Below are 11,911 nucleotides of genomic sequence, written 5' to 3'. Positions count from 1 at the left end.
TTAAAACTTGAGGCAAATTCATATTTTTATTCTTAAAGATTATTAAATGGTTGGTACAGTTCCGCCATCGATTACAAATTCAGTTCCGGTTAAATAACTGGCTCTTGGTGAGACAAGAAAGCCAACCAGTTCAGCCACTTCTTCCGGTTCGGCTGGCCTGCCGTAAGGAATCCCACCCAATGCATCCATGACACTTTGCTGCGCTTCTTCTATTGTACTGTTTGCATTTCTAGCGATCTCGCCCAGAAAGGCTTTGGATGCTGTTGTATTGATCCATCCTGGCGAAACGGTGAGCACACGTATGCCTTTTGAAGATACTTCTTTAGATAAGCCTTTGCTGTAATTTATGAGCCCTGCTTTTGCGGCCGCATAAGGCAGAGTAGAATCGTATAACGGCAATTTGCCCTGAATTGAAGCTATATGAATGATGACGCCATTCTTCTGATCTATCATTTGAGGTAAAAAACCTCTGTCCAGTCGGACTGGAGCAAGCAGATTTGCCTGCAGAGTTGATATCCAGTCCGTATCATTCAATGCGCTGAAGCCGCCTGCAGGTGTGGTTGATGAGCCGAGATTGTTCACAAGAATATCGAGTCTCCCGTAAGTTGCCAGCACTTCACTGATAACTTTTTGAGTGCCTTCTGCCTTGCTTAAATCTGACGCAATGAAATGTAGATTGTTGTTTTCTTTTTCAGGTGTGTTTCTTGCGGTAATGATGACTTTTGCGCCAGCTTGAACCAGTCTTTCTGCAATTGCTCTTCCGGTACCTTTTGTACCACCTGTTACTAGGGCAATTTTGTCTGATAATTCATTTTGATAATCCATCTTATATCGTGTTTTAAATTTCTTTTGTACAAATTTCAGAAGTATGCAACTTTCTCACAAGTATGGAGTTACGATTCAGATAGGGATAAATTTTTCCCCTATTGCATAAATCGGAACATAGGTTTACTTTTGTTATATGTATGAAAGAAAAATAATCCCGAACCTAAATTGTGGACTTGACCTGATAGGGGAAGTTCTGTACGGAAAATGGAAAATACGTTTGCTTTGGTTTATCAATGAAGGATATAAAAGACCAAGCGAACTTCAGCGTAAAATACCTGATGCTTCTCGCAGGGTTTTAAATATTCAGATGAAGGAATTAGAGGAGCATGAACTGGTTTCAAAGGTTGTTTATCCTGTTGTACCTCCTAAGGTAGAATACAGCCTGACGGATTTTGGAAAAACATTAATTCCGGTAATTTCAGTTATCGGCAATTGGGGAGATGAACATGAGGTACGTTTGCGAAACCTGATTTTAAAACGTCTAGAATCTAGATGATTAGGGCTAACCATTATTTTTTCAACTCAGCGGTTTTTAGCAAGCATTTTGTCAAATCAGGATTCCTTTAACTGAGTGATGAAATATGGGAAGAAAATAGTTTTTGTTGAAAATTACATTTAGAAAAGTATTAATTATAAATCAACTTCAGTGCTAAATGTAAAATGATTAAAGAATATTTTTTTACTTTTGACATAACTACTTACGTAATTATGTTCTTGTATAATATGCAAGAATTTTCCAAAAGATTATTATTTAGCTATTTTTTATTCAATTGTAAGTAAAAATGGTAAATGGCTATATTTTCAAAAGACTGACATACTTGACTGGATTAAATCCGGACGAATTAAGACTATAGCAGAAATCCAAAAAGAGGCAAACAACAGGCTGGATAAAAGATATTAAAATTAGGAACTGCATATTTTTTGCAGTTTTTTTTATTTGTACCTCTTGTTAATTTATTCCTTGCAAATTCTGGAAAATGAATTTTCGGAGCTGAAAACGGCTTTGGAGAGGAAAGTTGAATTTCTCCTAATGTTACGACCATTTGGCGGAGGGAACCGGAAAAAGTATCGAGGACAGCCTGCAGCACCTTATGAGATCATTTGTTGATCAGATCATGAAAATGGACTGGAATGTAAAGTCCATACAGCAATTTCGCTTGATTTGATAAGCTGGCGCGATCTGCCTAAAAATTTTAAGGCAGTTCAAAAGAAGATACTAATCTATCCAACATTGGCTCCGCGCTTTTTTTCAGATTCTTTGATTTAGATTCCCGTTTTTAAAGTCAGTGGATCGAAAAGGCGCTTGGCGCTGTTTAGGTAATTGCGCTATTGTATTGATGCGGTTTTCTGTCAATGCGATACAGTGTGGCTGGTAGGGTGATTTCAAAAACCGCACCCTGGCTTTCAGAATCAATATTCCTCATTTTCCCTCCATGGCGTTCTACAATCTTCTTGCACAGCGCGAGCCCCAGACCTGTCCCTTCATATTGGTCTTTGGAATGCAGCCTCTCAAAAGCATTAAAGATTCTCTGCGAATCTCCAGTGGCAATACCTATGCCATTGTCCGCAACTGTGATTTTTAAACTTTCCGCATCCGCAGTGTGGTTTATTTTGATGTGTGGATTGAAATTGTCGCGGGAGAACTTCAGCGAGTTGGCAATAAGATTATAAAACAGCTGGTGCATTAAAATTTTTGATCCTCTCACAACCGGCATTTTTGAATATTCGATTACGGCACTTTTTTCCGCAATCTTTATTTCAAGATCTTCCTTTATGCTTTCTATTATGTCATTTAAGTCCACGGTTTCTTCAAGATCCGGACTTCCAGAGGAGGAATAGTTCAAGATGGAATCGATCATCTCTGTAAGCCGTAGGGCGCTCTTGTTTATTTTATGGGCATATTGGCTTATTCGTGGATCCTTTCCCTCCACAGTGTTTTGTTTTAAAATATTCGAGTACATCAGCATTTTGCGCACAGGTTCTTTTAAATCATGGCTCACGACATGGCCAAACTGTTTGAGATCATCATTAGAGCGTCTCAGTTCTACAGTTCTCTGTTCAACCAGCTCCAAAAGCTCTTGGGCGTTTTTTTTCTGCTCGGTAATATCCTGAGCGATGCCCACGATAACATTTTCTTTATCATCGCTGTCAGAAAGTGTTCCGGAGAATCTCATCCAATGCATTATGCCATTGCTGGCCACTCTCACTTCGCAGTGCAAGTCTCCTGTTTCCCAAAGCTCCCTAATTGCCTGATGCCAGATTGGCTGGTCATCGGTATGGATCATCGCGACCATGACATTGAGATCCAGTTCCCTATTTTTTGATTCAAAAAAGCTTGCAAAACGCCTAGAGCCAGCTACAATACCTTTATTGATGTCAATTTCGAATGTTCCGAGCTGGGAGGATTCAACCGCCAGCCTTAATTTTTTTTCAATCTCTAATGTCTGCTGTCTGGCTACATTAAGCTCTGTAACATCGGCAGCCGTATTCATTACCCCGAAAATTTCTCCTTCCGAATCAAAAATAGGGGTAAAGTTGTAATTGAAGTAATGCGGTTTGAGCACGCCTTCCACAACGATGTCCACTCTTGCGTTTTTTGCTTCATACGGCTTTCCGGTGTGCAACACTTCACGCAACTGGTCAAATATCTGCTGGTTTTCAAGTTCAGGAAGAATTTCAGTATAATTGGTTCCAATCACATCAGGGCCTTTTCCATAGGTTTTGATCATGCATTGGTTGGCCAGAACAATTTTCATCTTATGCCCCGTATACACTCCAATTGGGAAAGGGGCCGTATCGATAACATTACGTAAGATGGTTTCTTTTAGTGAGTATGGAAGATCCTTCATGCTTTTAGAAAATAATGATTAAATTTTAATATAAAAGTTTTCAAACGCAGGCTGTTCGCCGCCGTTCAGAGATACTAGGGACATTGCTTTGCCTATCAGCTTTGACAGATGATTATAGTCAGAAGGTTTTGTGATGAAGTAATTGGCGCCCAGCGAATACATTTTCTTTATGTCATAAGGATTGCTGCTGGTGCTGAAGACAACAACGATGTGTTTGTTGAGTTCCAGTGAACCCCTTATCTTTTCCAAACACTCCGGACCAGATAGAACGGGCATGTTGAGATCTAAAAAAATGAGATCTGCTTGCGGAATCGGCGGAGCTTCAAGCAAATTGATCAGTATATTGCCGTCATTGGAAACCGTCAACTTCACTTCAGGGAAGCTTGTCTTAAAAACATCGGAAAAAAATTCGCAGTCGTCCAAATCATCATCTGCCAGAAGGACGTGCTTAAATAATTTTTGAATCATATGATTATTCTGTAAAATTGGAGTGCCCTCAAGGATACAATTTTGAAAATCTACCGCCAAACGCAATCATTTTCGGGAGTTCCCTTGCGGAAAGTAATACAGCACTTAAAATCCTATCGCTGAAAAACTGATGCTGTAAATAGGCCAACAGCTATATAAGCAAACTTTTTTATGCTATAGGATTATCGGTGCTTAATAACAGGCTGATTCCTGGTAAGGGTCATAGATCTCTGCGTCCCATTGATTGTCATTGAAGTGGTCAGACTGCTCATCTTCCGAATCCAAATCAATTGTGTTTTCAACGCGCCCTGAATGGATTGCATTTAAAAATTCACAGTCAAAATCTGGCTCATCATTGTCTTTACCGTATAAAGCCAGCAGCTGGACCTTTTGGCTATTTTTGCCAGGGAATGCGGCATCACAATCTTTTACGGAATGAATTTCGGACTGTATGCCGGCATACGGAATAGGGCTGGTCTTCTGTATAGAGGATTTCATATTTTCTTTTTTTATTGCTTTATGTATAAAAGTATTTTACCGGATTCAAAAATATGCTCTGTCTGCTTCTTTCTAATTATAGAATTACAGCGCAAGGTTACATAATTTGCGATACCGCCCTAGCCTTCGTCATGAGAGTTTTAGCATCCGCAAGGGATTTGCGCAAAAATAATGCAGCTTAATCTAAGGATATGATAATCCTGGTTAAACAAACCGTGTTGCCTTTTCCGGTATCTGTTTCGCACGGCAGATCTTTTTATCGCTTGGGACGGATTAAGGATAATTTTTATGCTCCGATGTAGTATCTTCGGCTAAAAATAATTTTATGGACGAAAATTTATCTGATCTAATTCTGGCGATCCTTTCTGAAAATTTTGACAAGCATTTCACGTTGGAAGAATTGACCTCTCTGGTGCGGCCTTCAGCGGATAATGGTAATCCCGATGTCCATAGGTTGAACCAGGCTGAAGTCTTGGATCAGCTGCTTATTTTAGATGATCAGGGGCTCCTTGAGCTAAATCCTGATACTGACAGGAGCTGCATGAGGGAGGAAAGCTCAAATAAAAAGATAACCCAGCTTCAGATTTCAGCTAAAAACGCCAAGTAAAAAACGCATGCTGTTGGATGGGTGTGCACTTTTCTTGTCGGTGGTTGCTTCCAGTACGCCATGGAGGCAAGTGTCTGATCTGGAAGTGCTGTTAACCAAACTTGAATCATTGCAATGTTCAGACATCAGGGCCAAAATAGGAATTTAAAACACAATCTTAAAATAGCTTCTCTGCTGTCCTTTGTAGCGGGACTGGTAAATGTGGCCGGTTTTTTAGCAGTCCGTAGATTAACTACAAATGTGACGGGGCATTTTGCTTTTTTCACCGATGAAATCTTTAAGATGCACTTTGATAAAGCACTGGTTTATTTTTTATATATCTTTTTCTTTTTTCTGGGATCTTTTGTTTCCAGTTTGCTGGTGGAATTTCTTATGCGCAAAAATGAAAAGCATGCCTACAGCACCCCGGCGGCACTTGAGAGCGTGATTCTGCTGTCAATAGGGATGCTGGATGTGGGTTTTGTGTTTGAAAATCAAGAATTTATTGCCTGCTTCCTGCTTTTTGCGATGGGGCTACAGAATGCGCTTGTAACAGGTATTTCTGGCGCTGTTGTCAGAACTACCCATCTTACGGGGCTTTTTACCGATCTTGGAATAGAGCTGTCCCAACTTTTTTTCTACCGGCAGCCTGCCCTTAGAAGAAAGCTTTTGCGTTCGGTGAAACTTCACATTGCTATTATTGGCTTTTTCTTTGCTGGCGGCATTGCTGGCGGGGTTTTTTATTCCCATATTGGATTGGGCGCGATGCTGGCAGGAGCTGCAGTCCTAGTATCGGGTCTGCTGTATGACCATCTGAGATTAAGCCTATTGATTCTCAAAAGGAAATTCAGGCGGATTGGATCAGAAGATCCAAAGCAATGATGGGCTGTGATTTTAAATAGCCCAGCAATGCGCCAGAGACTGCAGGATAGTGCTGGCCAACATTGCGGGCAGGTTGTGGAGGATTGCTTCAGGATTTTATTTCTGCAATGACACACCGTCAAGGAATATGTGCCTGTTGCAATGCCGCCCGATGGTGGCAAGATGATTTCAACAGAATTGATGATGAATTAATCATATTAAATCTAAATTTCAAAAAATAAATCCGTTTATTCAAAATAATTACCATTTATTAATCCGCAAGAAAAACTTTTAAAAATACAGGGATAGATCTTTCATAATGCCGTTTTGGCGCATCTCTTTTCATGTATTTTTATCTAAAAAGCGTTTGTTTTTTTATGACCAGTCCATACCGAAATCTTCAAGGAATCGCTTTAGCGATTATATTTTTTTTAATTGCCGGCACATCTGTATCCCAGACAAAGGAAATAAATGCCTTGCAGCTCAGTCTGAAAAAGGTATCAGATAGGAAAGTGCTGGTGGACAAATACAACAGACTGGCCATGCTCTCGCAGATGCGTTTCCGGGATTCCTGCCATTATTATTCTTTAAAGGCCCTCAAGATAGCCAACGATATCAATTACCTTAAAGGAACCGCCGATGCGCTGAACTGTCAGGGCATTTACTATCTGTCCACAAACAATTATCTGTCTGCCAAATACTTTAATGATGCCCTAGCCATCTATAGGATGATTGGAGATCAGGAAAACCAGGCTCAGCTTCTAATGAATATGAGCGTGCTGATGTTTGTGGACAACAATCGGACAGAAGCAAAAAAATATATCTACAGGGCTTATGAGCAGAGTAAAATTTCAGGCAGGGACTCCATCCAATCGATTATCCTGAGCGACATACTGACCATGGATGGTTCTCTTACAAATGAAGCACGGGACCGGATATTTAAAAAGGGGCTAGCCGTGGCTCAAAAATACAAAGACTATCCCATGATCATTTCCTATCAGAATAATTTGGGAACCGAACTCTACAATAAAGGAGAAAAACTGCAAGGGGTAAGGATACTGACCCAGTCCGTAAAGCTTGCGCAACGTGAGGGAAGTGAATATGTAAAGGTTTCCGCCTATATGACATTGGGGGAAATGATGCTGGATCTAAAGCGCTATAAACAGGGTATCAACTATTATGAGCTTGGGATGATGGACTCCGAAAAATTTGGATACACCGAACGCTATCTTGCATTTGCCGAACGCCTCTATAATTTTTACAAGGAAAGAAAAGATACTGACAAAGCATTTGAATATGCCTCCATGCTTTTGTCCAAACAGAGCCAGTATGCGGAATCGGTAAAAGAATCTGGCTATAACTACTTGTCCTACGTGTCAAAGGAAAGCCTGCTGGAGAAAACGAAAATAAAATATAGGGAGCAGAAAAGACTTGCTTTGTTTCTGGCTCTTGCCGTGCTGGCTATGCTGTTGCTTTGCTTTGCCCTTTGGCTAGCCTTGACAAGCAGAAAAAAATATCTGGAATCGCAGCAGAAGCTCCATAATGCTTCTCTTGAAAGGAACAGGGAGCTGGAGATGTCAGACCGGTTCAATATGATGCTGATTTCCATATTGGCGCATGATATAAGGGAGCCCTTTTCTAACATCAGCATGATCACCAAGTTTTACAATGAGGGGATGATCAGCACCGAACAGGAGATGAAAACAGTGATGAGCGAGCTGTATAAAATCACCGTTCAGGGCATCAGTTTTATGGACGGCCTGCTACTGTGGATCAGATCACGCAAGGAAAATTACAGCCTTCCTGCAGAGGAGCTGATGGCTTTGGAAATTTTACGCGAGGCCAATCAGTTTTTTGAAAGCACACAGAAAGAAAATGCTGTGCATACCGCATTTGACGTTCCCGAAAATTTCATGTTCTATGCGCCCCGCCAGATAGCCCTATTCATTTTAAGGAATCTGATACATAATGCAACAAAATATTCTGCCAAAGGCGGCACCATAAAAATACGTGTTTATACTGAAAACCAGATGGATGTGTTCGCTGTTCAAGATAAAGGGAAAGGAATGGGGGCAGAGGCGCTGGATTCGCTTTTTAAGGCTGATTCGGCTTCTTATCAGGATTCTGTTAAAGGAGGTGCAGGAATAGCGCTAAAAATAAGTCACGAAATGCTGGAGAAAATAGGGGGAAGAATCTGGGCGGAAAGCCAAATAGGAGAGGGAACAACCTTTTTCGTTTGCTTTAGGCCCAAAAAACGCGTTCAATAGTGCTTGCTTTTAATAACAGAAACATAATCAGGATTTACGAATAAATGTAACTCTTATGCCAATAGATTCATACTAGTAGAAGCTCTAATTTGAAGCAACAAGTGAATTTTTGTCCGTGATAGTTTTGGGGATTAATCAGTTTTTTGGCTTATCACAGCAACAAAATAATAATGGAAGATCTGACCTTGCAAAATTCCCGGTCATTAAAATGCAATCATATCAGTGTGGCGTGCTTTATATTATTTTTGGCAGCTCTTTCCACTTATACGTTCCAATCCTTTGTGCTTATCCCTGGCTCAAAAGAATTTAAATGTTATCGGGGCTGAAAATGGTTTTAGCTGGTTTAGTTGATTTCATCCTATAAGATTTAAATGTATGGTAAGTCATTTTAATTGTTTGTTTTGAAAACGATACTGTCCAGGGGTTAGGTTCAGTATACGCTTGAAAATCTTAGAAAAGTGAGGCAAATTGGAAAATCCCGTGTCTAAAGCGATTTCCAAAAAACTTTTATTTGTTGTAGCAATTAGATATTGGGCCCTTTCAATTTTTTTTTCATGGATATAGTTCAACGGTCTCTTTCCTGTATGATATAGAAACAGTTTTGAGAAATAGTCCTGACTATGATTGATTCTGGCGGCCAATTCTCCTACATTAAGATTTTTATTTAAATTAAGCTGTATGTAGCTAATGGTATCTATTATTTTGGGAGATGTCGTTTGGGAGTTTTCAGACGGGAAAGTTACTGACTTTAAAAATCTAGACAGTAATAGTAACAGAATTCCTTGATTTTCAAATTTTAGATATGCCTTAAGTCCATTGTTAAGGGATTGATATTCTTGGTAGTATGCTTCCTTTTCGTACGCTTTAGGATTACTTGAACGGTTGATTCCTCTTCCCGGATTGGATTTCAACAATCTTTTTATAAGGATGATGTCGGTCTCAAGAGCCTCTAATTTAATAACAGATCGATGGTTGGCGAATAAGGAAACACCATCGGATGATTCTTCAAAAAATTGAATAAAATACTGGCTCAGATGCTCATCACAATTTAGGTTGCAGACAGTAAAGCTTGGAATCAGATAAAGATATCCCTGTTCTAAAATTATCAGCTCCGAATTATCCGAAATAGATCCCATGCCTTCATCAATATAGTATAGTCTGTGATAGGGGCTGATTACATTGCTGTAATTCCATTCCTGATTAAGTTTCACATAGTCGATATGCATCAGTGAAAGTGAATATTTGAAAGTGGTTTTGATCATAATTGGTTGTAAAATATTCTCTAATCATAAAAAAAACGTTTTTGGATAAAAAAAAAGCGTTTTTGAATAATGCGACTAATTTATGTAAATTATAAGTTTGTTCTGCTGTGATGAACATAAATAATAAAATAATATAGATAGTAAAAGTATATGTTTGAAAATGTAGGTGTATTTTAATTTATCAGCCGATATTATAATTTTTTGTTGTTTCTTTAGATTGGAGGGACTTCTTTCTTTTTATGTTTTTTTTAATTTTTTGAAAAAAAGGAAAACGGAAATGTATAATAGGGCTTTACTGCCAGCAACACCATTTACATCTTATGTGATAAGTGCAATACAAATGAAAAATATGAGAACTAAAATTTTAACGGTCTTGTGGACATTATCTCTTGGTGTTTACGCCCAAGAGAAAAATTCGATGCCTTTCCCGACGGTTCCCTTGCCTGTTAATAGTCAAGAAATGCGGGATTCAGAAACCTTTACTGAAGAAAAGCTAGGACTGTCTATCACTAAAGGTCCTTTTGAACCCACTTGGGAGTCTATAGAGAAAAATTATCCCGGAGAACCTGACTGGCTGCGTGAAGCAAAGTTTGGCATATGGGTTCATTTTGGACCGCAGGCTGCCGGAGAAAGCGGTGATTGGTATGCGCGAAATCTTTATAAATCAGATAACAAGGCTTACCAGAATCATATTAAAAGATATGGACATCCTTCGGAATATGGATATAAGGAAGTTCTGCGTGATTGGAATCCTAAAAATCTGGATCCGGATAAACTTACCAAGATATACAAGGATGCCGGCGCCCGTTTTTTAATGGTTCAGGGAGTGCACCATGATAATTACGATTTATGGAATTCCAAATACCAGCCCTGGAATTCAGTAAATATTGGTCCCAAAAGAGATTTGATCGGCGAATGGGCAAAAGCCTGCAAGACATCCGGAATGAAATATGGAGTGACTTTTCACCATGAGTATACCTGGTGGTGGTGGCAGAGTGCATTTGGAACTGATAAACAGGGCAGTAAAAAAGGAATTCCTTATGATGGGAATCTCACACTTGCTGATGGTAAAGGAAAATGGTGGGAAGGATACGATCCCAAAATGCTGTATGGCATCGATTTAAGAGAGTACAAGGGAGTAGAGGAAAACGCTAATACGGATTGGTCGCCACCGCCACCGGGAATATTCGGACATCATTTGGAGTATGCCAGATGGTATGCCAAAAACTGGGCTTTAAGAATGATGGATGTTGTAAAAAATTACGATCCAGATTTTATTTATACCGATGGCACCGTCCAGGGGCCGTTTACAGGAAATGGAACAGGAACAGGTTTTAAAGCTGATGCTATGCAGTCTGTTATTGCCGATTTTTACAATACTGCCCTGCAGCGCCGCGGTCAGGTAAACACTTTCAGCATTGTTAAATTCCGCAATAAAACCAATGGGACGGTAAATACAGAGGAATTTGGCATTCCTGCAGAGATTAAGAAAGACCAGTCTTGGATTGCCGAAGCTCCTGTGGGGGACTGGTTTTATGCTCCGGATTTCACCTACGATTCAGGAATGGTGATCCGTTATATAATTGAAGCTGTTGCCCGTGATGGCAACGCGGCAATTTGCGTTTCCCTGTTGCCGGATGGTTCAATCAATGAAGAGAGCCAAAATATGCTTAAGGAAGTCGGGAATTGGATGCGGATCAATGGAGAGGGTGTCTATGGGAGCCATGCCTGGATAATTCCAGGCGAAGGCGGATCGGTTAATGGAAGACTAAAAATGCTTTCAGGAGGAAAATTAGGCAGAAATCAGGCTGAATTCAAATTTGATGCCCAGGATATTCGATTCACGGTCGGCAAAAACAAAAAGCTGTATGCCTTTTGCATGAATGTGCCTGCCCCTGATTCGCAAATAAAAATCAAGTCGCTTGGCAAAGATGCAAAGTACTATGCAAAAAAAATTGAGACCGTTAGACTTTTAGGGTATAAGGGTAAACTGGAATGGAAGCAAGGAACTGACGGCCTAGTAATTCGCTGTCCTAAAAGCATACCTTTTGCCACATCGGCAGTTTTTGAAATCCAGTAATAATTATCTAAAAATAGTAAACGAACCATAAAAAAAGACTATAACTCGATAAATCAGGTTTTTGGGTGTAAGGAAGAATGGAAAATTATTGGGTTTTTGGGATTCCAGAACCGAAAAACCCTAACTTTTTCATTGTAAAACCGAGCCGTATGAAAGTTATTTAAAACTACGCCTTAACTTTCTATGGCAAAAGGCTTTCAAGTTCAAGAATA

Annotated in this window: 10 protein-coding genes; 5 read left to right on the top strand and 5 right to left on the bottom strand. The window is 39.8% G+C overall.

The annotated features are described in order from the left end of the window. Positions 1–42: 42 nt before the first annotated feature. The gene (locus BM289_RS24785; protein WP_091499157.1) at positions 43–825 is read right to left on the bottom strand and encodes an SDR family oxidoreductase; all 783 of its coding nucleotides are present in this window, start codon (positions 823–825) and stop codon (positions 43–45) included. Between the two features lie 136 nt (positions 826–961). Here BM289_RS24785 and BM289_RS24780 point away from each other — a divergent pair, with 136 nt between their 5' ends. Then, positions 962–1,324 (top strand): winged helix-turn-helix transcriptional regulator, encoded by a 363-nt coding sequence (locus BM289_RS24780; RefSeq protein WP_091499154.1) that lies wholly within the window; start codon positions 962–964, stop codon positions 1,322–1,324. 817 nt (positions 1,325–2,141) lie between these two features. On the opposite strand, the gene BM289_RS24765 is transcribed toward BM289_RS24780, so the two are convergent. The 3 genes from BM289_RS24765 to BM289_RS24755 all read right to left on the bottom strand — a co-directional run bounded on the left by BM289_RS24765 (position 2,142) and on the right by BM289_RS24755 (position 4,643). Beyond that, positions 2,142–3,677: a PAS domain-containing sensor histidine kinase gene (locus BM289_RS24765; protein ID WP_091499128.1), complete on the bottom strand. Its 1,536-nt coding sequence runs from the start codon at positions 3,675–3,677 to the stop codon at positions 2,142–2,144. 18 nt (positions 3,678–3,695) lie between these two features. Continuing rightward, positions 3,696–4,145, bottom strand: a complete 450-nt coding sequence (locus BM289_RS24760) for a response regulator (protein WP_091499273.1) — start codon at positions 4,143–4,145, stop codon at positions 3,696–3,698. Positions 4,146–4,337: 192 nt separating this feature from the next. Beyond that, positions 4,338–4,643 (bottom strand): hypothetical protein, encoded by a 306-nt coding sequence (locus BM289_RS24755; protein WP_091499125.1) that lies wholly within the window; start codon positions 4,641–4,643, stop codon positions 4,338–4,340. Positions 4,644–4,968: 325 nt separating this feature from the next. Here BM289_RS24755 and BM289_RS24750 point away from each other — a divergent pair, with 325 nt between their 5' ends. From BM289_RS24750 to BM289_RS24740, 3 genes are all read left to right on the top strand, one after another. Beyond that, positions 4,969–5,250 (top strand): hypothetical protein, encoded by a 282-nt coding sequence (locus BM289_RS24750; protein ID WP_091499112.1) that lies wholly within the window; start codon positions 4,969–4,971, stop codon positions 5,248–5,250. Positions 5,251–5,364: 114 nt separating this feature from the next. Next, on the top strand, positions 5,365–6,111 hold the full coding sequence (locus tag BM289_RS24745; protein WP_091499109.1) for a YoaK family protein: 747 nt from the start codon (positions 5,365–5,367) through the stop codon (positions 6,109–6,111). Between the two features lie 356 nt (positions 6,112–6,467). Then, complete coding sequence (locus BM289_RS24740) at positions 6,468–8,357, top strand: tetratricopeptide repeat-containing sensor histidine kinase (RefSeq protein ID WP_167365500.1); 1,890 nt, start codon at positions 6,468–6,470, stop codon at positions 8,355–8,357. Positions 8,358–8,740: 383 nt separating this feature from the next. On the opposite strand, the gene BM289_RS24735 is transcribed toward BM289_RS24740, so the two are convergent. Further along, positions 8,741–9,619: a helix-turn-helix domain-containing protein gene (locus tag BM289_RS24735; protein WP_091499103.1), complete on the bottom strand. Its 879-nt coding sequence runs from the start codon at positions 9,617–9,619 to the stop codon at positions 8,741–8,743. A gap of 277 nt (positions 9,620–9,896) precedes the next feature. On the opposite strand from BM289_RS24735, the gene BM289_RS24730 reads away from it, so the two are divergent. After that, positions 9,897–11,699: an alpha-L-fucosidase gene (locus BM289_RS24730; protein WP_317043586.1), complete on the top strand. Its 1,803-nt coding sequence runs from the start codon at positions 9,897–9,899 to the stop codon at positions 11,697–11,699. Positions 11,700–11,911 lie beyond the last annotated feature (212 nt).

This window comes from Flavobacterium phragmitis (genome assembly GCF_900112575.1).
GTDB lineage: Bacteria > Bacteroidota > Bacteroidia > Flavobacteriales > Flavobacteriaceae > Flavobacterium > Flavobacterium phragmitis.
This window is presented reverse-complemented; position numbering and strand designations above follow the sequence as displayed.

Bases quoted from the DNA above. Each gene is read 5' to 3' on its own strand.
- BM289_RS24740 (WP_167365500.1), top strand. From the start codon at position 6,468: ATGACCAGTCCATACCGAAATCTTCAAGGAATCGCTTTAGCGATTATA.
- BM289_RS24780 (WP_091499154.1), top strand. From the start codon at position 962: ATGTATGAAAGAAAAATAATCCCGAACCTAAATTGTGGACTTGACCTG.
- BM289_RS24785 (WP_091499157.1), bottom strand. From the start codon at position 825: ATGGATTATCAAAATGAATTATCAGACAAAATTGCCCTAGTAACAGGT.
- BM289_RS24750 (WP_091499112.1), top strand. From the start codon at position 4,969: ATGGACGAAAATTTATCTGATCTAATTCTGGCGATCCTTTCTGAAAAT.
- BM289_RS24755 (WP_091499125.1), bottom strand. From the start codon at position 4,643: ATGAAATCCTCTATACAGAAGACCAGCCCTATTCCGTATGCCGGCATA.
- BM289_RS24765 (WP_091499128.1), bottom strand. From the start codon at position 3,677: ATGAAGGATCTTCCATACTCACTAAAAGAAACCATCTTACGTAATGTT.
- BM289_RS24760 (WP_091499273.1), bottom strand. From the start codon at position 4,145: ATGATTCAAAAATTATTTAAGCACGTCCTTCTGGCAGATGATGATTTG.
- BM289_RS24745 (WP_091499109.1), top strand. From the start codon at position 5,365: ATGTTCAGACATCAGGGCCAAAATAGGAATTTAAAACACAATCTTAAA.
- BM289_RS24735 (WP_091499103.1), bottom strand. From the start codon at position 9,619: ATGATCAAAACCACTTTCAAATATTCACTTTCACTGATGCATATCGAC.
- BM289_RS24730 (WP_317043586.1), top strand. From the start codon at position 9,897: ATGTATAATAGGGCTTTACTGCCAGCAACACCATTTACATCTTATGTG.